At 58.6% G+C, this 24,980-nt stretch carries 23 protein-coding genes and 1 tRNA gene; 14 read left to right on the top strand and 10 right to left on the bottom strand.

Going from position 1 to position 24,980, the window contains the following annotated elements; genetic code table 11:
• Positions 1–59: 59 nt before the first annotated feature.
• From ACK4FJ_RS17250 to ACK4FJ_RS17230, 5 genes are all read left to right on the top strand, one after another.
• Positions 60–134: transfer RNA gene (locus ACK4FJ_RS17250), tRNA-Val, on the top strand.
• Positions 135–626: 492 nt separating this feature from the next.
• Positions 627–1,112, top strand: a complete 486-nt coding sequence (locus ACK4FJ_RS17245; protein ID WP_409767974.1) for an ureidoglycolate lyase — start codon at positions 627–629, stop codon at positions 1,110–1,112.
• 87 nt (positions 1,113–1,199) lie between these two features.
• Positions 1,200–2,126, top strand: coding sequence for an N-carbamoyl-D-amino-acid hydrolase (locus ACK4FJ_RS17240; protein WP_409767973.1), 927 nt, complete (start codon positions 1,200–1,202; stop codon positions 2,124–2,126).
• Complete coding sequence (locus ACK4FJ_RS17235) at positions 2,123–2,386, top strand: hypothetical protein (protein ID WP_409767972.1); 264 nt, start codon at positions 2,123–2,125, stop codon at positions 2,384–2,386. The genes ACK4FJ_RS17240 and ACK4FJ_RS17235 overlap by 4 nt, the downstream gene beginning before the upstream one ends.
• Positions 2,383–3,792 (top strand): amidase, encoded by a 1,410-nt coding sequence (locus ACK4FJ_RS17230; RefSeq protein ID WP_409767971.1) that lies wholly within the window; start codon positions 2,383–2,385, stop codon positions 3,790–3,792. The genes ACK4FJ_RS17235 and ACK4FJ_RS17230 overlap by 4 nt, the downstream gene beginning before the upstream one ends.
• Here ACK4FJ_RS17230 and ACK4FJ_RS17225 read toward each other — a convergent pair.
• Complete coding sequence (locus tag ACK4FJ_RS17225) at positions 3,771–4,526, bottom strand: aspartate/glutamate racemase family protein (protein WP_409767970.1); 756 nt, start codon at positions 4,524–4,526, stop codon at positions 3,771–3,773. The genes ACK4FJ_RS17230 and ACK4FJ_RS17225 overlap by 22 nt on opposite strands.
• A 348-nt stretch (positions 4,527–4,874) precedes the next feature.
• Between ACK4FJ_RS17225 and ACK4FJ_RS17220 the strand changes: the two genes are divergently transcribed.
• The 5 genes from ACK4FJ_RS17220 to ACK4FJ_RS17200 all read left to right on the top strand — a co-directional run bounded on the left by ACK4FJ_RS17220 (position 4,875) and on the right by ACK4FJ_RS17200 (position 10,613).
• The gene (locus tag ACK4FJ_RS17220) at positions 4,875–6,383 is read left to right on the top strand and encodes an ABC transporter substrate-binding protein (protein ID WP_409767969.1); all 1,509 of its coding nucleotides are present in this window, start codon (positions 4,875–4,877) and stop codon (positions 6,381–6,383) included.
• Positions 6,384–6,459: 76 nt separating this feature from the next.
• Entirely contained in the window at positions 6,460–7,413 is a 954-nt protein-coding gene (locus ACK4FJ_RS17215) for an ABC transporter permease (protein ID WP_409767968.1), read from the top strand.
• Between the two features lie 3 nt (positions 7,414–7,416).
• Positions 7,417–8,307 (top strand): ABC transporter permease, encoded by an 891-nt coding sequence (locus tag ACK4FJ_RS17210; RefSeq protein ID WP_409767967.1) that lies wholly within the window; start codon positions 7,417–7,419, stop codon positions 8,305–8,307.
• Positions 8,304–9,482: an ABC transporter ATP-binding protein gene (locus tag ACK4FJ_RS17205; RefSeq protein ID WP_409767966.1), complete on the top strand. Its 1,179-nt coding sequence runs from the start codon at positions 8,304–8,306 to the stop codon at positions 9,480–9,482. The genes ACK4FJ_RS17210 and ACK4FJ_RS17205 overlap by 4 nt, the downstream gene beginning before the upstream one ends.
• 123 nt (positions 9,483–9,605) lie before the next feature.
• On the top strand, positions 9,606–10,613 hold the full coding sequence (locus ACK4FJ_RS17200) for a hypothetical protein (protein ID WP_409767965.1): 1,008 nt from the start codon (positions 9,606–9,608) through the stop codon (positions 10,611–10,613).
• 453 nt (positions 10,614–11,066) lie between these two features.
• Here the strand turns inward: ACK4FJ_RS17200 and ACK4FJ_RS17195 are convergent, their stop codons facing one another.
• A complete protein-coding gene (locus ACK4FJ_RS17195; RefSeq protein WP_409767964.1) occupies positions 11,067–11,747 on the bottom strand; it encodes a spermidine synthase in 681 nt (226 codons plus the stop codon).
• A 1,096-nt stretch (positions 11,748–12,843) separates the two neighbouring features.
• A complete protein-coding gene (locus tag ACK4FJ_RS17190) occupies positions 12,844–13,176 on the bottom strand; it encodes a TraR/DksA family transcriptional regulator (protein ID WP_409767963.1) in 333 nt (110 codons plus the stop codon).
• Between the two features lie 146 nt (positions 13,177–13,322).
• Between ACK4FJ_RS17190 and ACK4FJ_RS17185 the strand changes: the two genes are divergently transcribed.
• On the top strand, positions 13,323–13,511 hold the full coding sequence (locus ACK4FJ_RS17185) for a hypothetical protein (protein WP_409767962.1): 189 nt from the start codon (positions 13,323–13,325) through the stop codon (positions 13,509–13,511).
• 238 nt (positions 13,512–13,749) lie between these two features.
• On the opposite strand, the gene ACK4FJ_RS17180 is transcribed toward ACK4FJ_RS17185, so the two are convergent.
• From ACK4FJ_RS17180 to ACK4FJ_RS17170, 3 genes are all read right to left on the bottom strand, one after another.
• Positions 13,750–14,604: a universal stress protein gene (locus tag ACK4FJ_RS17180; protein WP_409767961.1), complete on the bottom strand. Its 855-nt coding sequence runs from the start codon at positions 14,602–14,604 to the stop codon at positions 13,750–13,752.
• A gap of 14 nt (positions 14,605–14,618) precedes the next feature.
• Positions 14,619–16,109 carry a SulP family inorganic anion transporter gene (locus ACK4FJ_RS17175; RefSeq protein WP_409767960.1) on the bottom strand — a complete coding sequence of 497 codons (1,491 nt, stop codon included), beginning with the start codon at positions 16,107–16,109 and terminating at the stop codon, positions 14,619–14,621.
• A gap of 307 nt (positions 16,110–16,416) precedes the next feature.
• On the bottom strand, positions 16,417–18,060 hold the full coding sequence (locus tag ACK4FJ_RS17170) for a recombinase family protein (RefSeq protein WP_409767959.1): 1,644 nt from the start codon (positions 18,058–18,060) through the stop codon (positions 16,417–16,419).
• Positions 18,061–18,585: 525 nt separating this feature from the next.
• Between ACK4FJ_RS17170 and ACK4FJ_RS17165 the strand changes: the two genes are divergently transcribed.
• Complete coding sequence (locus ACK4FJ_RS17165) at positions 18,586–19,005, top strand: LexA family protein (protein ID WP_409767958.1); 420 nt, start codon at positions 18,586–18,588, stop codon at positions 19,003–19,005.
• Positions 19,006–19,330: 325 nt separating this feature from the next.
• Here the strand turns inward: ACK4FJ_RS17165 and phnE (ACK4FJ_RS17160) are convergent, their stop codons facing one another.
• Genes phnE (ACK4FJ_RS17160) through phnD form a run of 4 tightly spaced genes read right to left on the bottom strand, consistent with a single transcriptional unit; the run spans position 19,331 to position 22,799 of the window.
• Positions 19,331–20,149: a phosphonate ABC transporter, permease protein PhnE gene (gene phnE, locus ACK4FJ_RS17160; protein ID WP_409767957.1), complete on the bottom strand. Its 819-nt coding sequence runs from the start codon at positions 20,147–20,149 to the stop codon at positions 19,331–19,333.
• Positions 20,149–20,952, bottom strand: coding sequence for a phosphonate ABC transporter, permease protein PhnE (gene phnE / locus ACK4FJ_RS17155; RefSeq protein WP_409767956.1), 804 nt, complete (start codon positions 20,950–20,952; stop codon positions 20,149–20,151). The genes phnE (ACK4FJ_RS17160) and phnE (ACK4FJ_RS17155) overlap by 1 nt, the downstream gene beginning before the upstream one ends.
• Positions 20,949–21,812 carry a phosphonate ABC transporter ATP-binding protein gene (phnC, locus tag ACK4FJ_RS17150; protein ID WP_409767955.1) on the bottom strand — a complete coding sequence of 288 codons (864 nt, stop codon included), beginning with the start codon at positions 21,810–21,812 and terminating at the stop codon, positions 20,949–20,951. Before phnC ends, phnE (ACK4FJ_RS17155) begins: the two co-directional genes overlap by 4 nt.
• Positions 21,813–21,824: 12 nt before the next feature.
• Positions 21,825–22,799: a phosphate/phosphite/phosphonate ABC transporter substrate-binding protein gene (gene phnD / locus ACK4FJ_RS17145; RefSeq protein WP_409767954.1), complete on the bottom strand. Its 975-nt coding sequence runs from the start codon at positions 22,797–22,799 to the stop codon at positions 21,825–21,827.
• A 215-nt stretch (positions 22,800–23,014) separates the two neighbouring features.
• Between phnD and ACK4FJ_RS17140 the strand changes: the two genes are divergently transcribed.
• Both ACK4FJ_RS17140 and ACK4FJ_RS17135 read left to right on the top strand, forming a co-directional pair.
• Positions 23,015–23,692, top strand: a complete 678-nt coding sequence (locus tag ACK4FJ_RS17140) for a helix-turn-helix domain-containing protein (protein ID WP_409767953.1) — start codon at positions 23,015–23,017, stop codon at positions 23,690–23,692.
• A 245-nt stretch (positions 23,693–23,937) separates the two neighbouring features.
• On the top strand, positions 23,938–24,957 hold the full coding sequence (locus tag ACK4FJ_RS17135) for a putative 2-aminoethylphosphonate ABC transporter substrate-binding protein (RefSeq protein WP_409767952.1): 1,020 nt from the start codon (positions 23,938–23,940) through the stop codon (positions 24,955–24,957).
• Positions 24,958–24,980: the final 23 nt, after the last annotated feature.

The raw sequence follows: 24,980 nt of genomic DNA, 5'->3' as shown, positions 1-24,980 counted from the left end.
GCGATACCGGACCTGATCTGCTATAGAACCCCGGCTTCGGCCGTTCTGGCCGGCCTTGTGGGCGGTTAGCTCAGTGGTAGAGCGCCTCGTTTACACCGAGGATGTCGGGAGTTCGACCCTCTCACCGCCCACCATTTTTTAAGCCTTACACCGATTTGGCGACAAAGCTCCTGGCTATCAAATAGCCCTTCTGCTTTGGCGCAACCAAAGCATGTGGCACTGCAGAATGGTCGGCTGAAGCCTTTAGTGAATCCGAGAGGGTAGCCGCCAAACGGAATTGGCGTCCTTAGATATTCTCGCTGTCGATCAGGAGGGTGGAAGGGAGGCGATCCAGCATCTGCGGCCGCATGTATTTTCAAGTTGCGACCGCGCCGCATCTTTATCGCCGCGGCACAGGCCGCGAAGCCTGCAGGTAGCGTAACCGCAGCAAGCGTATTTCTGTTGATTCAAACAGTTCAGGGCCGCCATCCCGATACGCTCTGGCCATTCCGCCCGCCTGCCGCTGAACAAGGCAGGCACGGACATTGCATAATATCAGTCTGCACCCTTCTGATCATGGATGACGGAAACACCGTGATGACGGCAATCCAAAGTATGCAGAACAACAAGGCTTGTTGGACAGCCTGATGCTGCCGGTCGCTATCGCGGCGCAGCCGCTAGCAGCATCGTCCTTCCGTGACTATGGCCATGTGCTGTCGCTGGCGGAAGCAGGGCGAGTCTATCATGGCGGCCTGATCGAAAACCGTCGCCCGCATGCGCAGCTTGATCTGTCTCTGGCACTTGTCGATGCAGGCGTGCTGCCGTTTGCGCTGCGGCTGTTCGAACGGCATCCGTTCTCGGCACAGGCCTTCATTCCGATTGATGTTGCAGGCTATCTGGTCACGGTTTGCCCCGATGACGGCACTGGCCAGCCCGATCCATCACGGGCCGTGAGTTTCATGGCGGGTCCGGACCAGGCCATCGTTTATGCAGCCGGTGCCTGGCACCATCCGATGGTGGCGCTGCAGCGGCCGGGTCGTTTCGCTATCGTTATGTGGACTACCGGCGACGATGGCGACGAGGAACTGGTGCCGCTGGCCGCTCCGATGCAGGTGATCAATAAAACATCGTGAGGCGGCCATTGATTGGGCAGCCATCGGGCATCGCATCCGATCAGGGCCGGACAGGGCTGGCATGCATCTTGCTGAAACTTTCCAGTGATGTCCCGCCAGATCACTGTTGCTGCCGCCCAGCTTGGTCCGATTGCCCGCAATGACAGCCGCGCCCAAGTTGTCGGGCGGCTGATCGCGCATCTGCAGGAGGCAAAACGGCTGGGCTGCGACCTTGTCGTGTTTCCGGAACTGGCGCTGACAACCTTCTTTCCGCGCTGGTTCATGACAGATGCGGCAGAGATCGACAGCTTTTTCGAACACCGGATGCCAGGTCCCGACACGCAGGCCCTGTTCGACGAGGCGAAACGGCTCGGTCTCGGATTTTCGCTCGGCTATGCCGAACGGACACCCGAAGGCCGGCATTTCAATACCTCAATCCTAGTCGACCGCGATGGCACCATCATCGGCAAATACCGCAAGGTGCACCTGCCCGGCCATCGCGAGCATGAACCCTGGCGACGCTTCCAGCATCTGGAAAAGCGGTATTTCGATGAAAGCGACACCGGTTTCCGGGTCTGGCGGGCATTTGGCGGCATCCTCGGCATGTGTATCTGCAACGACCGGCGCTGGCCCGAAACCTATCGTGTCATGGGGCTACAGGGCGCGGAGATGATCCTGTTGGGCTACAACACACCGGTGCACAATCCGCCGGCGCCCGATCACGACGCGCTGTCGCTACACCACAACACCCTCGTCATGCAGGCCGGCGCCTACCAGAATGGTTGCTGGGTGGTCGGAGTCGCCAAGGCCGGCAACGAAGAGGGCGTGCCGATGATCGGGGGTACCCAGATCATCGCGCCGTCCGGTATGACGGTGGCGGCGACACGGGGCGAAGGCGATGAACTGGCGGTTGCCGTCTGCGACCTTGATGCCTGCCTCAGTTATAAATCCACGACTTTCAACTTTGCGGCGCATCGCATGCCACAGCATTATGGCTTGATCGTCGAACGCAGGGGAGCCGAACTGCCGCCATGAGGAACAAACAGAAGATCGTTGCCATCCAGCCGGCGAAACCAGCCGGAGCCCTGCCACCGCCGCTGGTTGCCGCGATGTTTGACCAGGCCGGCGTGGCCCTGCGCGCTGGCCGCCCGGAAACCGTCTCGATGACCCTTGGCCCGGCGGCGGCGCGGTTCCGCGCGGTCGCCCGCAGGCTAGCTTTCGAAACCGAACCCGGTCTGTTCCCGGCGGTGACCGCAAAGCCGGCGAAAACCGGAAAGAAGAAGGTGCGCAAATGAGCGACGACCTTACCAGTCTCGGCCTTGCCGAAGCCGCTGCCGCCATCGCCCGCGGCAGACTTTCGGCGCAGGCGCTGACCGAGGCCTGCCTTGCCCGCATTGCCGAATGGCAGCCGAGGACCAATGCGTTTCTCAAGCTGGAGGATGCCCGTGCCCTGAAGGCGGCAAAAGCCGTGGACCGCGCCCGCAAACGGGGCGTCAGAACCGGCCCGCTGGCCGGCGTGCCGCTGGCCCACAAGGACATGTACTATCGTGCGGGCGAGGAAACGAGCTGTGGTTCGGCAATCCGGCGGCACTGGAAAGCCACTGAGACATCCACGGCCCTGCAAAGGCTGGATGCCGCAGGTGCCCTCGATCTTGGCCGGCTCAATATGGCCGAGTTCGCCTTCGGCCCCACCGGCCACAACTATCATTACGGCCATGCCCGCAATCCTTGGCATGCCGACCGCATAACCGGCGGCTCTTCCAGCGGCTCGGCGGCAGCGGTCGCCGCCCGCATGGTATTCGGGGCGCTTGGTTCGGATACCGGCGGTTCGATCCGCCAGCCGGCGCATTACTGCGGGCTGGTCGGCATGAAGCCGACATGGGGCCGGGTCAGCCGCGCCGCCTGCATGCCGCTGAGCTATTCGCTTGACACCGTCGGTCCGCTGACCCGCCGGGTCGAGGACAGCGCGCTGCTGCTGGAAATCCTTGCCGGCGCCGATCCCCGCGATCCGACGGCCAGCAGCCTGCCGGTTGGCAACTACCTGAAGGCGGCGCGGTCCGGTGCCGTGCGCGGCCTGAAGCTTGCAGTGCCGCGGCGTTTCTTCTGGGACAGACTGAACAAACCCAGCGCCGAACTGCTGGAGCGCACGCTCGACGTGTTTGCGAAGCTCGGCGTGAAACTGGTCGAGATGACGCCGCCGGACATGGATGACATCACGGCGGCAGCCAATGTGATGCTGTCCAGCGAGGCGGCAGCCTTGCATGGCAATTGGCTGCGTACCCGGCCACATCTGTATAGCGATCAGGTCTGGGCGCGGCTGGAGAACGGGCTTGCGCTCAGCGCGGTCGATTATGTCGACGCCCTGCGCTGGCGCAGCGAAGCGGTTGCCGCTTTCCTGAAGGCGATGAATGGCGCCGATGCGGTATTCGCGCCGGTGGGCGACCGGCCGGCGCCGACCATCGCCGAGACCGATGTGGCCGGCAAACCGGAAGCCGGCAAGGTGATTGCCACGCTGACCCGTCTGACCCGGCCGATCAATTGCCTGGCGCTGCCGGCTATGACGGTCCCGGCCGGTTTCGTGCGCGGCGGGCTGCCGGTCGGTTTCCAGCTGATCGGCAGGCCGTTCGACGAAGCGACCCTGTATCGTCTGGGCGGCGCTTTCGAAACAAAGGTGCCTGTCTACGCAACAGCGCCGGACTGAGCCAGCAGCGCCGCCAGCGCGGGCGCCAGACCGGCAGTCTTCACCGGTCCGGGGAAGGCAAGCGATCCTGATGCCGCCTTGCGGCTACCGGCCGCCACTGCCGCCTGTGCCATATGGATCGCCGGTGTCAGGCCATCGATCACTGGCACCGGCAGATGGCCGGCCACACGCGACACCATGCCGACCATGCCGGCACCGCCAAGGATGACGAGTTCCGCGCCATCCTGGTCGATCGCGGCTCTGCAGGCCGCAACGATGCCCGCTTCGGCCGTGTCAGGATCGGCAGCAATGCGTCCGCCATCCGCATCGAGACTGCGAACGCTGGCCAATTGTCCGCCTAGGCCGAGGCTGTCGACATACTCGGTCAGCATCGCTTTCCAGCGCAGGCCACCGGTGACAATCGAAAAACGCCGGGCCTGCTGCGCCGCCATATGGCAGCCCGCTTCGGCCATGCCGATCACTGGCACATGGGCAAGCTCCTTCAGGGCGAGGATGCCGGGGTCGCCGAAACAGGCCAGAACCACCGCATCAGCATCGCGGCCATGTTCGGCATAGGCATCCAGCGCTGCGTGACCGGCAATGGCATAGGCGCTGCGGGTGGCAATAACCTCGGCGCCGAAACGTCCGGTGATGCCAGTGACTGTTGTGCCCGGCGCCACGATGTTTCGGGCGGCGGCCACAACCCTGTCAGTCATGGCTTGGCTGGTATTGGCATTAAGAATCAGTAGGCGCATGCCCGGGCTCCACAGTGAATCATTCCGCAAAGGCTGGGCCGACTGACGGCTCTCAGCAAGCCTTTGCCGACGGACGCGTTCAACCGCCCTGTTGCCTGTTTTCGAGGCGCACCTGCATCACACCGGGCAAAGTGATCCGGCAGGATTGCATTGCCATGTAGAATCATAGCCTTGACGACTGGCACGGAGTTTGCGTTGCAACATGCACCATCCAAAACAGGGTTGTGCAATGACCACAAAAAAACCTCCTCCTGGCTTCATGCGCTGTTTGCGGTTGTCACCATTACTGCCGCTACTGCCGCCCTGATTACCGGTCCGGCGCTGGCGCAAGGTACATTGCGGATCGGCATGACGGCCTCCGACATTCCGCTGACCACCGGCCAGACCGACCAGGGCGGCGAGGGCATGCGGTTCATGGGCTATACGGTCTATGATGCCCTGATCAACTGGGACATGAGCAAGTTCGACAAGCCGTCGGTTCTGGTCCCCGGCCTCGCGACCAAGTGGGCCGTCGATGCGGCGGACAAGACCAAATGGACCTTCACCCTGCGCGAAGGTGTGAAATTCCACGACGGCAGCGAATTCACTGCCGAAACAGTGGTCTGGAATCTCGAAAAGCTGCTCAACAAGGATGCGCCGCAGTTCGACCCGCGCCAGTCGGCGCAGGGCCGTTCGCGCATCCCGGCCGTGGCCAGCTACAAGGCCACCGGCAAATACACGGTGGAGATCGTCACCAAAACGCCGGATGCGACCCTGCTTTACCAGCTGGCCTGGATCATGATGTCCTCGCCGGCCCAGTGGGAAAAACTTGGCAGGAACTGGGACGAATTCGCCAAAACCCCATCGGGCACCGGCCCTTGGAAACTGACGGCTTTTGTACCGCGCGAGCGGGCCGAACTCACGCCTTATGACGGGTACTGGGACAAGGCCCGCGTGCCGAAGCTGGACAAGCTGGTGTTGCTGCCGCTGCCTGAGCCGAATGCCCGTGTTGCCGCGTTGCGGTCGGGTCAGGTGGACTGGATCGAGGCGCCGGCGCCGGATGCGGTGCCGTCGCTGAAGGCCGCCGGCCTACAGATCGTGACCAATGCCTATCCGCATAACTGGACTTGGCATCTGTCGCGTATCGAGGGTTCGCCCTGGAACGACATTCGCATCCGCAAGGCCGCCAATCTCGCCATCGACCGCATGGCGCTGAAAGAGCTTCTCGGCGGATTAATGATTCCAGCCGAAGGTTTCTTGCCGCCGGGCAATCAGTGGTTCGGCAAGCCGAGCTTCAAGGTCCGCTACGATCTGGCCGAAGCCAAAAAGCTGATGAAGGAGGCCGGCTACGGCCCGGACAAGCCGCTGAAGGTGAAGGCGCTGATCTCGCCCTCGGGCTCGGGCCAGATGCTGCCGCTGCCGATGAACGAGTTTGTCCAGCAAAGTCTGGCCGAAATCGGCATCCAGGTCGAGTTCGAGGTAGTGGAGTGGAATCAACTGATCAATATCTGGCGTGCCGGTGCAAAAAGCGAAAGCGCTCGCGGCGGCAGTTCGATCAACTTCACCTACTTCATCCAGGATCCGTTCACCGGCGTGATCCGCCATCTCCAGTGCAACCTGGCAGCACCTAACGGAACCAACTGGGGTCACTACTGTGATCCCGAGATGGACAAGCTGTTTGACGAAGTCCGCAATGCGTTCGATACCAAGGAGCAGGACAAGGTCATGGAGAAGATTCACGAGAAATACGTCAACGAAGCCCTGTTTCTGATGGTGACGCATGACGTCAATGCCCGTGCCATGAGCCCGAAGGTGAAGGGCTTCGTGCAGGCGCAGAATTGGTTCCAGGACTTCTCGCCAATCACCATGTCGAAGTAAGCAATGCCGGTTGGCCGGCTCCGACCAGCGGGGCCGGCTATTCCACTCCTACGGTTACTGATTTGCGGGCCGCCCCATGCTTATCTATGCCCTCAAGCGGCTTCTTTATCTGCTCCCCGTGGCTTTCGGGGTCAGCCTCGTCTGTTTCATGTTGGTGCATATCACGCCGGGTGATCCGCTGACGGCGGTGATGCCGATCGACGCCAGTGCCGAGCAGCAGGCCGAGATGCGTGCCGCTTACGGTTTCGACAAGCCACTGCCGGTGCAGTACGTAATCTGGCTCGGAAAGGTGATGATGGGCGACCTTGGCACATCCATCGCCTCCGGTCGTGCCGTGTCCACGGAGGTAATGCGGGCCGTCGGTAATACCCTGATCCTTTCCGCTCTGGCCACCCTGATCGGGTTTTTCTTCGGCTGCCTGTTCGGCTTTGTTGCTGGCTATTACCGCGATTCGGTGATGGATCGTACCGCTTCCTTCCTGTCGGTTCTTGGCGTCAGTGTGCCGCATTACTGGCTCGGCATGGTGCTGGTGATCATCTTCTCGGTGCAGATGAACTGGCTGCCGGCCACCGGTGCAGGACCGGGCGGTTCTGCCGACTGGGCATGGGATTGGGACCATATGCGCCATTTGATCCTGCCGGCGGTTACCATGTCAGTGATTCCGATGGGCGTGATTGCCCGTACCATCCGCGCCTTGGTGGCGGAAATCCTGTCGCAGGACTTTGTGCAGACACTGGCCGCGAAAGGCCTGATGGATCGCGGCATTTTCCGCCATGTCGTCAAGAACACAGCGCCGACGGCGCTGGCAGTGATGGGGCTGCAGCTCGGTTACCTGCTGGGTGGATCTATCCTGATCGAGACGGTGTTTTCCTGGCCTGGTACCGGCTTTTTACTCAACGCGGCAATCTTCCAGCGTGACTTGCCCCTGCTGCAGGGCACCATACTCGTGCTGGCGATGTTCTTTGTGTTGCTCAATCTGCTGGTGGATGTGCTGCAGACAGCCCTTGATCCTCGTATACAGCGGAGCTGATCCATGGCCGTCAGCGCGCTGGACAGAAAAGCAGTCATCGCCCCCATCCAGGTTTCGGAAGGTTACTGGCGCGGAGTGATCCGCCGCCTGTCGCGCGATCCGGTAGCGATGTTCGCGCTGGCGATCATCGTGGCGCTGATATTGATGGCGATTTTTGCGCCTTATCTGGCGCCAGCCGACCCGGTGAAGGGCTCGATGCTCCGGCGCCTGCGCCCGGTGGGCACGCCAGGTTATCCGCTGGGTGCCGATGAACTGGGCCGAGACATGTTGTCGCGCCTGATTTTCGGAGCGCGATTGTCGCTGTTCATGGGGGTAACGCCGGTGCTGATGGCCTTTGTCATTGGTTCTGGCCTCGGGGTGATCGCTGGCTATGTCGGCGGTGCGATTAACACCGCAATCATGCGCACCATCGACGTTTTTTACGCCTTCCCATCCGTTCTGCTGGCCGTGGCGCTATCGGGGGCGCTTGGTGCGGGCCTGACCAACGCGCTGGTGTCGTTGACCATCGTTTTCATACCGCCAATCACCCATGTGGCCGAAAGCGTCACTACCCAGGTGCGTAACCGCGATTATGTGGAAGCGGCACGGGCGAGTGGCGCCGGTGGCTTCACCATCGTGCGGGTGCATGTTCTGGGCAATGTGCTTAGTCCGATTTTCGTCTATGCCACCAGTCTGATTTCGGTGTCGATGATTCTCGCTTCCGGCCTTAGCTTCCTTGGCCTCGGCGTGCGACCACCGGAGCCGGAATGGGGGTTGATGCTCAACACGCTGCGCACGGCGATCTATGTCAATCCGCTGGTGGCGGCACTGCCTGGGGTTATGATTTTTATCACATCGATCTCCTTCAATCTGTTCTCCGACAGCCTGCGCTCCGCCATGGATGTGCGCACATGACCAATAGCCCCGATCATTTTGCTTCCGATCCGCGCGACCGTGGGGGGCCGCGTCAGCCATTGCTGGGAGTTCGTGGCCTGGTCAAGCATTTTCCGGTCGGTAAGGGACTGTTCGGCCGTGGCGGTGCCGTGGTGCGTGCCGTCGACGACATTGACTTCGACCTGATGAAGGGGGAGACGCTCGGCATTGTCGGCGAGTCCGGCTGCGGCAAGTCGACAACGGCGCGACTGCTGATGCATCTGATCCCGCCAGATCGCGGCGAAATCATCTTCGATGGCGAAGCAGTCGGACATGACCTGTCGCTGCCGGAATTCCGGCGCCAGACCCAGATGGTGTTCCAGGACAGTTATGCTTCGCTCAATCCACGCCTGACCATTGAGGATTCTATCGCCTTCGCGCCGCAGGTGCATGGGATCGGTCGTCGCGAGGCGCTCAGTCGCGCTCATGATCTGCTTGCCCGCGTTGGTCTCGAACCCAATCGTTTTGCTGGCCGATATCCTCATGAATTATCCGGGGGGCAACGTCAGCGCATCAACATAGCCCGTGCCCTGGCTCTGGAGCCGCGTCTTGTCATCCTCGACGAGGCGGTCTCGGCTCTCGACAAGTCGGTTGAAGCACAGGTGCTTAATCTGTTGCTCGACCTGAAAGAGGCCTTCGGCCTGACCTATATCTTCATCTCCCATGACCTGAACGTGGTGCGTTTCATGGCTGACCGGGTAATGGTGATGTATCTCGGTAAGGTAGCCGAGATCGGCAGCGCTGAAGCGATCTTCGATCGACCGGCCCATCCCTACACAGCGGCGCTGCTGAATTCGATGCCTGCCATGGATCCGGACCTGCGCACCGAGGAAGCGCCGCTGACCGGCGATCCGCCCAATCCGATCGATCCGCCGCCGGGATGCCGGTTCCACACCCGCTGCCGCTATGCCGAAACGCCATGCAGCCGTATTGTGCCGGGGCTTGCCGTGGTTGAGGCCGCTCAGCAGTCCGCCTGCCTGATGCTGGTTGCCGGCTCCCGCAACCACTTGGAGCTTTCCGGTCGGACGCAGAGAAATTATCTGAGTTCGACCGGAAGGACAAGTAACTTCGCCGGAGCCTCAACCTGGAGGCGGCGATCATTATCTCCCAGCTCTGAAAAAGCAAAAACCCCGCAGTTGGCGCTGCGAGGTTTTTAGGAATTGGATACGCTATGTTCGTAAGGCGCATCCTATTCCCCTGACATGACCCGGTCAAGACCAACGTGCATTTTGCGCGGCGGTTTTGTGCGGCCATGCCGGTGCTGGGTATGCCGAATACATATGAATCACGAGCAATCCGACGACCTGGCAGGCTGGAAACAGCGTCGCCAGGTAGAGTGGAATGCCAAGATCTCGGCCGAGCTGGCTTCGATTAGATCGAGGGAAGCGGAATACGACCCAGCGGCTATAGCAGAGATCCACACTCCGCTGCCGCGTAGACCTCGCCAGGAACGGCGTGGCCCAGGTCATCGCCTCACCGGCACGCAGGAGCTGCTATTGCAGCAGCTGGCGTTCCTAAATGACCTGGGCATCACGAAAGTAAGCATTCCTGAGCTGGCTCAGCGTGTGGGCTGCAGCCGTCGAGGCATCCAGTATTCCATGGCTAGGCTCATCGAGCTGCGTTATGTCGCCAGAGAGATCCGGCCGAGCCAGAATCCGCGTCATCACCTGCCGTCAAACATCACGGTGCTGCCGGCGGGCTGGGTGCGCATCAATCGAATCGGGCCCGCCCCGGTTCAGTCTGGTGCGCAAAAACAGGCGCACCCTTCGGAAATAAAAAATAACAACTCTTGTACGAAGGCTGATAGGAGCGCCGCAGCAGCGTCGCCCAACAGCGCGCGTGCTACGCCTTCGGCTGCCGCACGCCGAGAGCCTGAGAGGCCTGCGAAGGCGGAGACCTCGATGATGACGACAGGAAAGGAAGAGGGCAAAACTCATGCCCCTGCCCGTGTTATCCAATCATCCGAATCGGTAAACATCGCGCGGAAGGCCGCTGTAGCATTGCATCCTTCAAGAGCGCCAGTCATCGATATGGTGGATCCGTTCGATGTCATCGATGCCGTTAGAATGCAGCGACTGAGCAGATTCCATCACGCCGCATGGCAAAGGGCGGTCGAGATTCATGGGCGAGAAAAAGCGCTGTTAGCTGCGGCTGTAGCACTGATGCGGAGGAAAGATCAAAACAACAGGCCAATCCAATCGGCTGCGTCCTATTTGGGGGGGATGTTGAGGAAACCGTCGAGCGGTCTAAACCCGCTCGCTTCGCTAACAAATCTGCTTAAGGGATAGCAGAAGTGGGCACTTATTCGTCTGGCCAAGTATGCAGCGCCCCCACCTGTTGTTGCGACTTTCCTCAATCCATATGGTACCTGGAAATCCTGTATCACACAGCTGCGCTGGATGCGGTCTGACGAAGTCAAAGCCCTGCGCTTCGTCGGCAGCCGAGCGGTACAGCGGAAGCAGGTTTGAGAGCCTCGCGGAGTGGGGTTGGCTGCCCGAATATGCCCAAGCAACAAAAAGTCTACTTTCTGACGTAGCGGCTGCTATCCAGCAGAGCCGAGGCATCAAGGAATCGCAGGGACGAGGGTTTGTCCACGCATTCTAAAGTAAAGTGGCCCGCTCCCGGAGCCTCGACGACACGCCACTCACGTCTCGGTGGCTGCACACTGGAGAATATATCGCCAAGGTGTATTGGCGTCGCTGCCATGCCGATCTCCGCTTCCGCATCATCTCAAGAAGGGATCAGAGATCCTTCTGCACCAGATAAATGGTGTTGGTTTCATTCCCTCCGCGCAGAGGGCTGGGGAACGAGACAATATGGGCCGTCGTCTTGGCGAAGCTCTGCCTGAGTTCCTTCATAAAGTGCGCCTGCGGCGGATCGTTTGACCAGAGTGCGAAAACACCACCTGGATACAGGCGGTCAGCTAGCCTGGATAAACCGGACGCCCGGTATAGATCGATGTGGCTTTCATCGAGAACATTGTCGGGCGAGTGGTCGATATCGACCAGGATGGCGTGAACCTTCGCTTCCGGGTTTCTGGGATCGAATCCGCCGGATTTGTCTCGTGCCATCGCGAAGAAGTCGCCCTCGACCAGAAGACACCGCGAATCTGAAACAATGGTCGACCCCAGCGGCACCAGCCCATTGCGGTGCCATGCGATCACCTGCGGCATGGCCTCGACAACCAGGAGCGAATTGACTCTCTTGTTCTGAAGCACGGCATGCGCCGTATAGCCGAGTCCAAGGCCGCCAACGACAACGGATATGCAGTCGGAATTAATGTCCTGCAGACCCAGTTCGGCCAGCGCATTCTCGCCTGCCGTAAACAGGCTTGACATAAGATAGGCATCGCCGAGTTTGACTTCGTGGACACATTCCCCCGTGCCCGGATCCATGCGGCGGCGCAGGCTCAGTTCGCCCATTCGGGTTTCCGTGAAATCCAGCTCCTCGAATTGCCTCTGCATCTGATTTCTCTTGCCTTTCCGGCATCTGTTAAAAGGGACGCATTCCATCATCAGTATCTTTAGGTGGGTTCGGATTCATTTTCTTGCGGATTCGCGACACCCTCGCGGCGAGGTCGTTGAAATGCAGGGCATTCAGCTGTGGCGCTAGTCGACAGATATCCTCAATGGATGCGGCCGGCCGAACTTGCAGAATGCGCTTGAGAAGAGTCTCATAATTAATGGCGCTTGAAGATTTGGCCGACATTGCGCATCTCCAATGATTCCGAGATTTCGACTGAAATTTACAGCTACCCGTGGGAAAAGTACCGGACCTCTTCAGCTGTCAGTGGCTTGTATAAGTCTCTGTCTGATAGCCTCGCGGGTGATAGCAGCTGACAAAGGCGATTGCCTGGTTGCTCCCTGAGCACAACTTCGGACGGATATGCATTGCCCCTGTACAGCAGCCAGCAGACCCGCCAGACACGCTCGCCATGGAGATCGAGGTACTGATCACCGATGGATATGTTGCAGGATTTGGCCGAAGTGGTTTCAGCGCCAGATATAGACGGATGTGTCCTATTGATTTCCATAGGCTTGTTCCCGTCATTCTGACTGCGGAGTGGCCGGTTCTCCCGTATTCGCACCTTGTTCAATATCCGAGGGCTGCGGCCTCTCACCGATTGGCAGCGGACCACTGCCAAATACATTGATGGTATCGTATGTCGCAGGCTTGCTCTGATCGTGGTATCGGCCTGTCGTCTGCAATTGATGATTTTGTTTCAATGCCTCTCTCCTTCTGTCGAAGCAGACAGAATGCATCGACCAGGAAAATTCCTGGGTGCCGACAAGGCTACGGATTTCGCGTCACCGGAATCTTTCGATCCCTTCAGACCGAAGCCGATACCTTGTTGCGACCGAAACCGGCCACGATGGCACCGACATGTCTGTCTGCGAAATCCCGTAAGCGAAATTGCTTGGGGAAAGCCCGGAGCCGCTAAGGCTCAAGGGCTAAGTCTCAATATAAGGCATGAGGCCGGAGATTTGTAGCCTTTTGTTTTTCAGCTAAAACGGCGCCTTAGACTTTGGCTGCGCAGGAAATGCAGCTTGCAGCCGCCGGGTCCAGTTCCAGGCGCCGGGTTCCAATCTCCTCGCCACACGAGACGCAGTACCCGAATTCACCTTCTGCCAGCCTGGCGAGCGCAGCATCAATGGCGGTTATTCTCATCTGCCGTCGGCGCTCGGAAGCGGCGGCCATAGCTTGCATCTGCATGGCATCCATGCGGGAAAGCCGGCCGACACTCGCCTGATCCAACTCGACCGGTTTGCGACCAGCGTCCGAGATATCCCGAAGATTCTGCAACTGCGCTCGTTCCTCGCGAAGGCGTTGCTCAAAGCCGCTCAGGTTCATCTTAAAATCTTCCATCAAACGCGTGGGGCAATTTGATCCGCATCGCCCCCAATGTCTGAAAATCCATTCGTCCGGCACAGGATACTTCTGGACAGGGGGCATCCAACAACTCATTGTAGCTTAAAATATAAAAGCTGGAGGAAACGATGAGCGATTCTGCCAAGAGTTGCAGCCGCGTTACTGTAGTTTTGGACGACGCTGGAGATCAGACGACAGCGCGGCAATTCACCTCCGTGGAAGACGCCGTTCTTCAGCTACTTCAGGAACGCAAGACAAGCGAAGATGCCCTGAAAGCTGCGCGAATGGCGGCCGGGCCCGAGAACCCCGCCGTATAATCGCAAATACGTCTGCCGGATCAGTCCGGAGACTGCATGGTTCTCCGGTATAGCGATAAATCATAAATTGCTGTCGCAACGGCGATAACGGTTCCGATAGCGCAGAGCGTCGCCAATATTCTGGATATCTACCAGCTCACGTCCTGCTGTATTCCGATCGCCAGCATCCGCCAGTGTCTCGAAGCGAAAGCATAACTCCGGCCAATCTCAAGCGGCATGTTTCGGGAAGATTACTTGCTCAGCGGAACAGCAGAACCGGAATTTTGCAAGAGCGTATCATCTCCGTTGTGGTGCTGCCGATAATGAGATTGCGGATGCGCGAATGCCCATAGGCCCCCATGACCAGCAGGTCGATCTGGCTGGTTTCGACGGCGCTGCTGATGACGGTCTCGGGTGACCCCGGACGAACACCGATCTCCGTGGAATAGCCGGCGGCCACAAGCTGACTTGCAGCCCTTTCCAACGGAGTGGTCGCTTCTGGTGTGGCGGTACCCGCCCGCAAAAGCAGGCAGGCAGCGTCCTGCAGCAATGGCGTTCTCGACAAATAGTCGATGGCCTTCAGAATACTTGGTCCGCCATCGAAGGCGACGAGAACGCGGCTGATCGGCTTGAAGGCGCGCGACGCGACCAGTACCGGCTTCTGGCTGGTTCGCACCACTCGTTCGAGATTTGAGCCCAGATGCAGCTTGGCGAAGTCGGCCGCTTCGCCTCGTTTGCCAATGGCGATGAGGTCGGCAGTCCTCTCGAATTCCTCAACTGTTTCGAGTATGTCGCCATGCCGCAATTTGGTCTCAACCTGGCTCACCCCGGTGGCAAGGAGCCGTGCTTTGGCCTGATCGAGAATAAGGCGGCCGCGCTTTTGCGCCAGGCGAGATCTCTCCTCATCATGTGCGGACAGCTCCGACAGCAAGTCTTCCCGGGAATTGGCGTCCAGACTGCCGGTATAATCAGCCGGCGCGCTGGGTATCTCGCGACGGCCAAGGACATGGAAAACGTCAACTGCTGCGCCCGTCTTCTGTGCAGCCCATGCCGCATGATCGCAAACACTCGCCCCGTACGGGGAGGCATCAATAAAAGCCAGAATTTTTCTCATTGTGGCATTTCCTCTCAATGGCCCATCAGGCGTTCTAGCGCGCCGGGTTTGTCGTGGATGGCCAATTTATCGACAATCGTTTCGCTGGCCTTGTTGAGGCCGATTATCTCGACCTCCGCACCCTCTCGGCGAAGCTTCAGGATGACCATGTCCAATGCCGCAACGCTGGAAATGTCCCATATATGCGCGTGGCGTAGATCAATGGTTACCTTCTCAAGCGCCTCCTTGAAATCGAAGGCGGCATTAAAATCATCTGCCGAGGCAAAGAACAGCTGCCCCTCGACAGTGTAGGTCCGGTGCGTACCATCCTCGGAAAGAACAGATGATATGCGGAAGATTTGTGAGATCTTCCAGGCAAAGAATACGGCGGAAAGCAGGACGCCAGCCAGCACCCCAATGGCAAGATTATGCGTTGCCACAACACCCAACACAGTAGCGAGCATAACCACACTGGAGCTGCGCGGATGGAGCTTCAGGGCCTTGATCGAGGTCCAGCTGAAGGTGCCGATTGAGACCATGATCATGATGGCGACCAGTGCAGCCATCGGAATAGCTTTAACCCAATCTCCCAGCACCAGGATCATGAACAACAGGAAAGTGCCGGCGCAGAAGGTAGAAAGTCGTCCGCGACCGCCGGACTTCACGTTGATCACAGATTGCCCGATCATGGCGCAGCCCGCCATTCCACCAAGGAAGCCTGTGGCCACATTGGCTATACCCTGGCCGACACATTCGCGATTCTTGTTGCTGGTCGTATCGGTCAGGTCATCTACGATGGTGGCGGTCATCAGCGACTCCAGCAGGCCGACAGCGGCAACCGCAGCCGAATACGGCAGAATGATCAGCAGGGTTTCGAGGCTCACGGGGATGTTGGGCAGCAGGAATATCGGCAGGGTCGACGGCAGTTCTCCCATATGGCCAACCGTTCGCACGTCCAGCTTCAGCAACATCGCGGCTGCGGTCAGCACAACGATACAAACCAGAGGCGACGGGATGATCTTGGTGACGCGCGGCAGCAAGTAGATGATCGCCAAACCTGCCGCGACCATCACATAGGTGAGCCAGGTCACGCCGATGAGTTCCGGCAACTGGGCCATGAAAATCAGGATTGCCAGGGCGTTGACAAAGCCGGTCATCACCGACCGCGACACAAACCGCATGACATAGCCGAGGCGGAGAAAACCCGCCGCGATTTGCAGGATACCGGCCAGCACGGTCGCCGCGAGCAGGTATTGCAGGCCGTGGTCCTTGACCAGCGTGATCATCAGAACTGCCGTGGCGGCTGTGGCCGCAGAGACCATACCTGGCCGACCGCCGACAATCGCGATGATCACCGCAATTGAGAACGACGCGTATAACCCGACTTTCGGGTCCACGCCGGCGATGATGGAGAAGGCGATCGCTTCGGGAATAAGGGCCAGGGCGACAACCAGTCCGGCGAGTACGTCGCCACGAATGTTGCCTAACCACTCGGATCGCAGTTGCGACAGGAATTTCGTATTCACAGGGAGGGCTCCAAAATATGTGCCTCCGCCTCTGTGGGCGGATGTCTAAATGTCTGGGAAATAGGGAAACGATAATTCAGGTAGAGTCAGCCAGACGCACCGCCTCACTCCGTATGCGGAAATGGTGGTGGTGCGTATTAATATGTGGCTGAGAACTACATTGGCTCGAAACCGAAGAGAATTGTCGGGGTAATGCTGCGATGCAGCATTGGTAGCTTAGATACTGCTTCGACTTCGCCCGGTCAATAGGATTTTGGCGCCGACGGCCAGATTTGGAACCCTGCAATTCAGGAACTGCTGCAACTAGTCACGCTGCTATCTTAGCTGACGATGCAGAAAATGCCCTTATCACCGCCGGCATATCCCATCCGACTTTTGCACGATGCTGCATGCTCTGATCCACTTCGTTCCAGAATGGAATGATGCGTATCTTGTAGACGCAATCGTGCAGGATCTTGGTGCTGTCGTGATCAGATGCCAGCCATTTGTTGATTGTTTCCTGCACGCGCCGTGCAATCATTTTCATGTCAGCATCCGGCACAGCTGTGATGTTTTCCAGCTCTGATTTCGCCTGCTCTGTATCAAGCTTCAATCTGCCGCTCTCTTTCTCACGCTCTTGGATATGCGAAAGCGTTTCAGGGCCGCGCTGTGAACGGACAATTGCTTCCAGCAATGCGCGTATCTCCGATTGCACGCGGCTGCGTTCAGCAATGAGGCTCTGCAGTTCGCTTTCAAGAAATGCGCGCCTGCTCTTGTTTTCTTGATAATATGCGTTCAGATCGGCCTCGGTGAATTTTTGCACATCTTCCAGGACGAGAGGCAGAATGTATTCCAGCGGAAGATTTTGATTCGGGCAGCCCTTGTGTGGGCAGCCGTTCAGTTTCGCGCGGCGATGAATAAATGCTGCGTCGTGTTTCGAGCACCACAATTTTCCTGACGTGATGTAAAACGGCTGCTCAGGCACTTTCTTTGCAGTCTTTTGCCGTGCGCGCCATTTGCGAACATATCCGCGCTGGCGCTTCGCCTTTTCCTCTCCGGTCATCACCTGAACGATCAGGCGGCGTTGACGGAAATTATTAGACCGTTCCTCGATATGCCGTTGCACGCTGTCGAATTGATCTTCGCTCAAGATCGCCAGCTCCGGTGCAGGGACACGAATCCAATCGTGCTCCGGCCGGATCATCGACACCCGCTTACCAGTCTCCGGATGTTTTCGATAAGCCATCTTGTCGAAAGTCAGCACGCCTTTATAGAGCGTGTTGCGGAGAATGCCGGTCTGCCTGGCAAATGTCCCGATCAGCGCCGATTTTTGCCATTTGGTGCCACCTTTCGGTGCGGCGACGCCGTTGTCGTTCAGGTGTTCACAGATGCGAAGCAAGGTTTCGCCTTGGTCGTACCTAGTGAAAATCGTTCTGACGATCTCAGCCTCGACGGGGTTGATCCTTCGCAGACCCGGGATCGGCTCGCCGCGTTCGTTAAGGCGATGCACAATGTCATAGCCGAATGTGCGACCACCCGGGATCGAGCCGTTGAGCACAGCTGCGAGCATCCCCCGCTTAGTCTTGTCGGCCAGGTCTTTCAGGTAGAGAGCATTCATCGTGCCTTTGAGGCCGATATGCAGCTCTGAAACATCGCCCTCGGCTATCGTTTCCAGGTTGATGTTTAAGAACAGCAACTTTTTGTAGAAATGGGCGAGATCGCCCTGGTCGCGGCTGATGCGGGAGAGATCTTCGGAGATGATCCTGTTGAACTCGCCATCCAGGGCCGCTTCGATCAGCTTGCGAATGCCCGGGCGATTTTGCATCGCAGCGCCTGAGATGCCTTCATCGGAGAAGGTGGCTGCGATTTCGTATCCGACCCGGCGGCAGAACGCCTCACAGCGGGCGATCTGGTCCCTAGTGGAGTGTTCCTGCTTGTCAGTGGAATGCCTGGCGTAGATCGCCACCCGCATGAATACCAAACCCCCATGAAACACTCTGCAATATCAGCCGGTTAGGGCGGTTCGCAATAGTGATGCACGCTAGAATAGGGGTGTCTCGGATTCTCTCTATCATTCTCCGGGATTATCTAATTATTTTCTATCTTTCTCCGTGTTCTCTCTAACGTCGGCATACTCAGAGAATTTCTCCCATTTTCTCTGACTTTCTTCGACTTGCCGCTCCCCAATTCTCTGTCGTGAGGACGGCAGGATAGGCGCGGTGGTCCCACCGCTATTCCTGCTCTCCTAGTGGCGAGAACCTTATTCGCACCTTCGGCGCTCAACGGGTGTCTTTGTTGACGACGGATACGGGGTACGGCCCCCTTTACGAGTGCACGGCAAGGCGGTTTTCAGGGCCCCTGAGAGGCAGTGAGCCCGCCTTGGCTGCTCCGTATGCAGGCAACTGAGCTGAGGCCTCCCCTAGCCATTTCTGCGCTATAGCTGGAGGCGCATGTTCCGCTTTCGTTTTCTGCTGGGGGCGGGTTTATGACCCCCGCTATGACCCCGCTGCCAGCCAGTTGCTCCACCTTGGACTTGCCAGAGATCGTCGGCTCGATTCCGGCCGGCTTTCCCTCTCCGGCCGCCGACCATGAAGAAGAGCGCATCGACCTGGCTACGCTGCTAGTCCGGCAACCAGCCGCCACTTCCCCCATGCGTGTATCTGGCGATTCCATGATCAAGTACCGGATCTACGATGGCGATGTGGTCCTGGTCGACTGGAGCCTCCGGCCGGCCGATGGAAAAATTGTCGTTGCCAGCATCGATGGCGAGGTCACCTTGAAGCGCTTCAGCCGACGGGCCGGCCGTATCTGGCTGGAAACCGGCAATCACAACTACCCGCCGATTGAGGTCCGGGAGGATGCCGAGCTGGTGATCTTCGGCGTCGTCACATCTGCGACCACGATGTTTGGCTGGTGAGCATGTTCGACCTGGTCGACGGCAACAATTTCTATGTTAGCTACGAGCGGGTTTTCGCCCACCTGGAAGGCCGGCCGGTCGTAGTGCTCAGCAACAACGATGGGTGCTGTTCCGTATCCCAAAGACTGAGAGATCGAACTCTATGATTGAGATGTTTCCCGAGTTGATGTCGCCGTGGTCAAACATTATGGCAGCCAACCTCGATGGTGCCGAGCGCCGTCTATTATTCGCATACTGCGGTGACCATCAGTAAGGACCCCTCAATCGCCCTCCGGGGAGAGAGGCTGCGCGTTTCGGGACAGGCCGCAGAAACCCCGATGTGCCCTCAGATCAACGCATGCCGCAGTTTCGCGGAAATCCATTCGCTCACGATCACAGTGGCCAGGGTTATCAGCAGGATCAGACTGACCTGGGGCCAGGCGAGGATGTTCAGGGAAGATTCCAGCAGCAGGCCGATGCCGCCGGCGCCAACCAAGCCGACAATGGCTGATTCCCTGATGTTGATATCCCAACGAAAAACCGTGATGCCGGCGAATGCGGGCAGGACCTGGGGCACGATCCCATAATCCATCACCTGTGCCGGTGTGGCGCCGGTGGCGGTGATCGCTTCCACCTGGCTCGTATCGATCTCCTCAATGGCTTCATATAGCAGTTTACCAATGAAGCCGATCGACCGCAGGGCAATGGCCAGAATACCGGCCAGCACGCCGGGACCAAGGATCGAAACCAGCAGCAGGGCCCAGATCAGGGCATTGATCGATCGCGAGGAAACGATGATCACCAGAGCGATGGGGCGCACGAAAGCAACGCTCGGGGTGGTGTTGCGCGCCGCCAGGAACGCAATCGGCACTGAGATCACAATGGCCAGCAGGGTTCCCAAGGTAGCGATATTCAGGGTGTCCCAAAGCGGGCCCCACAACCTGCCGATATAGTCCCAGCGCGGCGGGATCATGCGGTCGGCCAGATCGGCTGCCTGCGCCGGCGCATCCGAAACGAAAGCCCAGATGGTGTCTTTCGTCATGATCTGCCAGCAGAACACCGTGACGGCTAGGAGGCAGAACCAGCCGAACCACAACAACAATTCCGCTCTACTGGTCCTCAGGCGCCAGGATTTCTGGACGTCCGGAGCGACAGAGACAGGCATTACTGAATCCTCTTGCGGATCATCGAGGACACATACTCGGTCACCATCACGATGGCGATGATCATCAGAAGGATGGCGGCAGCGCTATCGAATTCATACCGGTCCAGCGCCGTATTGAGGGTTGCGCCGATTCCGCCGGCACCGACGATGCCGACAACGGCTGACTCGCGGAAATTGATATCCAGGCGATAGAGGCTCAGGCCGATGAGCCGCGGCATGACCTGCGGCCGAACAGCGTAATCCAGCAACTGAAACCATGAGGCTCCGCTTGAGCGGATCGCTTCCGCCTGCCCCTCGTCGATATCCTCAATATCCTCGGCCAACAGCTTGCCGATGAAGCCGATGGTGGAAAAGCACAGGGTGAGAAAGCCCGCCAGTGGGCCAAAGCCGACCATGGCGACAAACAAAATGGCGACCAGAACTTCCTGGAAGGTGCGCGAGAGGGCAATAATCGAGCGGCAAAAATAATAAACAGGCGGGGGAGCGAGATTGCGAGCCGCACCGATTCCGATGGGAATGGAGAGCAGGATTCCAACCACCGTGGATGTTACTGCCATGGTCAGGCTTTCCTGCATGCCAAGGGCGATATCGCTCCAACGCGAGACAAAATCAGGCTGACTGAAGGCGACGACAAAGCGCCAGCCGCGTTCCAAGCCTTCGCTCACCCGCGCCCAATTTATTTCCAGGCTGCCAATTGCGAGGACGAGATACAGCAGCCCGCCGCCGATGATCAGCCAGCGCAGCGATCGTCGCTGAATAAAGGGCGGTTTACGCCAGACGACGGGGTGGGCGGCTTGCATCATACCAGGCCGGCGAGGCGTTCCCGCTCGGGTTCGGCATTCGCAGGATGCAGAGAAACCGCGTTTGTCGCGGCATGACGGTCGGCATCATCATTCTCATCGCCTTGGCCGCTCGACCCGCTCCAGTCCTCTTCGCCGTATATCAGCGTCAGCGTGTCGGCGCTCAGGCCTTCGGGTGGGCCATCATAGACGATACGGCCCTGGCGCAATCCGACGATCCGCTGCAGGAACATCTTTGCCAAGCCTACATCATGGATATTCACGATGGCAGCGATATTGCTTTCCGCGCATAACTCACAGATCAGGCGCATGATCTGGCGTGACGTCTTGGGGTCCAGTGACGCCGTCGGCTCATCGACAAGAAGGATATCCGGGTCCTGCAGCAAGGCGCGGGCGATACCCACGCGCTGGCGCTGGCCGCCGGATAATGCATCCGCGCGCTTATCGACATGATCTAGCAGGCCAACGCGATCGAGCGTTGCAAAGGCGCGCGCAACGTCCTGCGCGGGGTACCGGCGAAAAAAGCTACGCCAGAAACTCACATAGCCCAGACGGCCCGAGAGCACATTCTCCATCACAGTCAGGCGCTCAGTCAGGGCGTACTCCTGAAAAATCATGCCCATTTTACGACGCATGAGGCGAAGCTTAGATCGGTCGATGCCGGTGATTTCAGCGCCGTTCAGGAATATCTGGCCGCTCGTGGGCTCCACAAGCCGGTTAATGCAGCGGATCAGGCTGGATTTCCCGGCGCCTGAAGGGCCGATCAAGCCCATGACCTGACCGGCCGGCACCTCTAGGCGAATATCGGCAAGCGCCAGATCTCCGGTCTTGTAGCGCTTGCCGAGGTTTTCAATGCGAAGCATGCGAGAGAAGACTCAGCTCGCGCCGCGGCAGGAATAATTCACGCCCAGAGCCTTGTCGATGTCGCGCACCACCTGCCAATGCTGCTTGTAGGTGATAGGGATGAACTTCTCCTGCGGAGGATCGGACTTCTCGAACTCATTCAGCAGGGCAGAGCCTTCCCATTTAAAGGTGAAGAAGGCCTGCTTAACTTTCTCTGCCAGCTCAGGCCTCAAGTTATAGGCGTAGCCGTAGCCGGTAGTCGGGAAGGTCTCCGACTTATAGATGGTCTTCACCTGCTCCTGCTTGATCACGCCGCGCGCGATCATCCGCTTCATGACGGAGTTGGCGATCGCGGCAGCGGGATAATCCTTGTTGGCAACGCCGATGATCGAATTGTCGTGCTTGCCCGAGAAAGCCGGCTCGTAATCCTTGCCGCTTTCCAGGTTGAACTTGTCGCGAAGCAGGGCCGATGGCGCCTTAAATCCGGAATTGGAGGTTTCCGCAGTGAAGGCCATCTTGCGGCCTTTGATATCTTCTACCTTCTCGATCCCGCTGCCGGGGAAGGTAATGATTTCCATGTTGTAGCCGAATTCATCGGTCTTAGACGCCATCATGGCAAACGGCGTGAAACCCGAGCAATTCACGGCCAGCGGATTCGATCCGGTATTGAAACCCGCGACATGCAGGCGGCCCGCACGCATCGCTTCAAGCTGCGCGGCATTCGATTGAACGGGGAAAAACTGCACCTTCTTCCCGGTGACCTTGCTCATATGATCCAGGAAGCTTTCCCAAACCTTGGCATAGACCGCAGGGTCTTCGACAGGAGTGTAGGCAAAAACCAGTGTGGACGGATCGACCCAGTCTTTCGGGTCGGTCGGGGCATCGGCGACCAGATCGCCATTGGCATCCTTGTATCGGCTGTCGAGTGCCGCCGCAGGAAGAGCCTGAAGGAGGGTCGCGCCAGTTGCAGCTATGCCGATCGCAAGCATGAGATTGCGGAAGATCATCTTGGCCTCTGTATCCGTGATCCGATATCTGCCTGACCGATTGAGCTGATCGCTTTAGGCCGGGCGCTGATCAAGTGAGGTGCCATCGCGGAGTGACGATGGGATTTCCAAATAATGACATTAATGTTGCAGCGGCTCTTTTTGTGGTGAAGTTGCGGTATAGTTCACCCCAGGCATTCAGGCGGCGCTCCCGGACAACTCGACGAAACATCCACATGGCGACTTCAACACAAGTTCGGAATCAATCGATTCTGCTCGCGGTAAACGATCGTCGTACAAGGATATTCCTTGAGCGGCATTTGTATTACTTCGGCTATTCGGTGACGATTGTCCCGTATGGCGTCGATGTCTCGACGGCGATAGGTCATATCCGAACCGATATCGTGGTCATTGGTCGCGAGGCGACCGGTCCAGCGCCAACGGACGTATCCGGCGCATGCGGGCTGGCGGTAAAATACGAGAATGCCCGGCTAATGATCGAATTTGTTGAAACGCCGCTCACCAACAGTGTGTCACGGCGATTTCCGGCACAAGCCGACGGACTGCTGGTTGATTTCATGAATGCGATCGATGCCGGCCAGGCCAATGATACGCTCGATCTGATAGCCGAATCTGGCTTGAGGTTGTTATGGCCTCAGAATGTTGCCTTAGCGCGGAACGCATCACGCGAGCTGTCGCCGATCCTGGCAATCCTGCTTCGTGTCCTGCTGCTCAATAGTCATCGTCCGGTTGATCGCATCGAGCTTGAGGAAGCTGTGTGGGGGCAGGCGGGTGGCAGCGGGCCGGATACAATAAAGTCTCATATTTACCGACTGAACCGACAGCTGGCGGCGCTGCATCCCGATCTCAGCGTCTCCTACGATCTGCGTAGAGGTTACAGGTTGTTAAAGTAACCCCGCAGTCTTGAGGCCCGCACAAGCGGGGGCGGCGCAAATTAGCGCTGCGTCATGCGGTATACTTCTCATCGCAATATTAGTGTCACGATCCGGCGATAGCTTGCCATGCGTTTTCCGCGCGAAGAAAAACCGGATACTGCGAATCCCTTGAAGGTGTTCGCTGCCCGGCCGACGCCGGAAGATCATCAGGTTGCGGAATGAGAAACGGCGCTAGGCGCCAGTAACATCTCGGGGGCTAATCCATGAAGCGTTTTTCTTTCCTTGCGGCGACGGCGCTGCTGGCGGTCGGTTTCGCCCAGGCGGCAATTGCGCAGTCGAAGGTGAATGTCTACACCGCGCTCGAGGCCGATCAGATCAAGGCCTACAAGGAAGCCTTTGAGAAATCCAATCCCGGTGTGGAGTTGGTGATTACGCGCGATTCCACCGGCATCGTCACCGCCAAGCTGCTGGCCGAAAAGGCAAACCCGCAGGCTGATATTGTCTGGGGTCTGGCGGCAACCAGCCTGCTGGTGCTGGACCAGGAAGGTATGATCGCGCCTTACGCCCCCAAGGGCGTCGACCAGCTCAATAAGGCCTATGTAGACGGCCGCACGCCGCCGCATTGGGTCGGCATGGACATTTGGGCGGCGACAATCTGCTTCAACACAGTAGAAGCCAAGAAGAAGGATATGCCGGCGCCCACTTCATGGGCCGACCTGACCAAGCCGGTGTACAAGGGCAGCATCGTTATGCCGAACCCGGCTTCTTCGGGTACCGGTTTCCTCGACGTGTCATCCTGGCTGCAGCTGATGGGTGAGGACAAGGGCTGGGCCTATATGGATGCCCTGCACCAGAATATGGGCGTCTACACCCATTCCGGCTCGAAGCCCTGCAACCTCGCGGCATCGGGCGAATATGTGATCGGGATTTCGTTCGAGTATCGCGGTTCCTCCAACAAGGCCAAGGGCGCGCCGATCGATCTGATTTTCCCGTCCGAAGGCCTGGGCTATGACATGGAAGCCTTCGCGATCCTGAAGGGCGCAAAGAACCCGGAAGGTGCGAAGAAGCTGGCTGACTGGTCAGTGACCAAACGGGCCAACGAACTTTACGCCAAGAACTTCGCCATCGTGGCGATGCCCGGCATTGCCCAGCCGCTGCCGCATATCCCGGCCGATTTTGAGAAGCGGCTGATCAAGAACGACTTTACCTGGTCGGCCAAGAACCGGGAGCGCATCCTGGCCGAATGGAGCAAGCGTTACGACGGCAAGTCGGAAAAGAAGTAACGGATCAAAGCCGGGGCCTGCTT

The sequence above is a fragment of the Ferrovibrio sp. genome, assembly GCF_046297595.1.
In the GTDB taxonomy this organism is placed as follows: Bacteria; Pseudomonadota; Alphaproteobacteria; order Ferrovibrionales; family Ferrovibrionaceae; genus Ferrovibrio.
Note: the sequence above shows the minus strand (reverse complement) of the source record. Positions and strands in the feature narration are given on the sequence as shown.

Coding starts and splice junctions, on each gene's coding strand:
- ACK4FJ_RS17140 (WP_409767953.1), top strand. CDS start 23,015: ATGGCGACTTCAACACAAGTTCGGAATCAATCGATTCTGCTCGCGGTA.
- ACK4FJ_RS17235 (WP_409767972.1), top strand. CDS start 2,123: ATGAGGAACAAACAGAAGATCGTTGCCATCCAGCCGGCGAAACCAGCC.
- ACK4FJ_RS17170 (WP_409767959.1), bottom strand. CDS start 18,060: ATGCGGGTGGCGATCTACGCCAGGCATTCCACTGACAAGCAGGAACAC.
- ACK4FJ_RS17200 (WP_409767965.1), top strand. CDS start 9,606: ATGAATCACGAGCAATCCGACGACCTGGCAGGCTGGAAACAGCGTCGC.
- ACK4FJ_RS17165 (WP_409767958.1), top strand. CDS start 18,586: ATGACCCCGCTGCCAGCCAGTTGCTCCACCTTGGACTTGCCAGAGATC.
- ACK4FJ_RS17210 (WP_409767967.1), top strand. CDS start 7,417: ATGGCCGTCAGCGCGCTGGACAGAAAAGCAGTCATCGCCCCCATCCAG.
- ACK4FJ_RS17240 (WP_409767973.1), top strand. CDS start 1,200: ATGTCCCGCCAGATCACTGTTGCTGCCGCCCAGCTTGGTCCGATTGCC.
- ACK4FJ_RS17135 (WP_409767952.1), top strand. CDS start 23,938: ATGAAGCGTTTTTCTTTCCTTGCGGCGACGGCGCTGCTGGCGGTCGGT.
- ACK4FJ_RS17245 (WP_409767974.1), top strand. CDS start 627: ATGCTGCCGGTCGCTATCGCGGCGCAGCCGCTAGCAGCATCGTCCTTC.
- phnE (WP_409767956.1), bottom strand. CDS start 20,952: ATGATGCAAGCCGCCCACCCCGTCGTCTGGCGTAAACCGCCCTTTATT.
- ACK4FJ_RS17230 (WP_409767971.1), top strand. CDS start 2,383: ATGAGCGACGACCTTACCAGTCTCGGCCTTGCCGAAGCCGCTGCCGCC.
- ACK4FJ_RS17220 (WP_409767969.1), top strand. CDS start 4,875: ATGACGGCCTCCGACATTCCGCTGACCACCGGCCAGACCGACCAGGGC.
- ACK4FJ_RS17225 (WP_409767970.1), bottom strand. CDS start 4,526: ATGCGCCTACTGATTCTTAATGCCAATACCAGCCAAGCCATGACTGAC.
- ACK4FJ_RS17190 (WP_409767963.1), bottom strand. CDS start 13,176: ATGAACCTGAGCGGCTTTGAGCAACGCCTTCGCGAGGAACGAGCGCAG.
- ACK4FJ_RS17180 (WP_409767961.1), bottom strand. CDS start 14,604: ATGAGAAAAATTCTGGCTTTTATTGATGCCTCCCCGTACGGGGCGAGT.
- ACK4FJ_RS17205 (WP_409767966.1), top strand. CDS start 8,304: ATGACCAATAGCCCCGATCATTTTGCTTCCGATCCGCGCGACCGTGGG.
- phnE (WP_409767957.1), bottom strand. CDS start 20,149: ATGCCTGTCTCTGTCGCTCCGGACGTCCAGAAATCCTGGCGCCTGAGG.
- ACK4FJ_RS17185 (WP_409767962.1), top strand. CDS start 13,323: ATGAGCGATTCTGCCAAGAGTTGCAGCCGCGTTACTGTAGTTTTGGAC.
- ACK4FJ_RS17215 (WP_409767968.1), top strand. CDS start 6,460: ATGCTTATCTATGCCCTCAAGCGGCTTCTTTATCTGCTCCCCGTGGCT.
- phnC (WP_409767955.1), bottom strand. CDS start 21,812: ATGCTTCGCATTGAAAACCTCGGCAAGCGCTACAAGACCGGAGATCTG.
- ACK4FJ_RS17195 (WP_409767964.1), bottom strand. CDS start 11,747: ATGGGCGAACTGAGCCTGCGCCGCCGCATGGATCCGGGCACGGGGGAA.
- phnD (WP_409767954.1), bottom strand. CDS start 22,799: ATGATCTTCCGCAATCTCATGCTTGCGATCGGCATAGCTGCAACTGGC.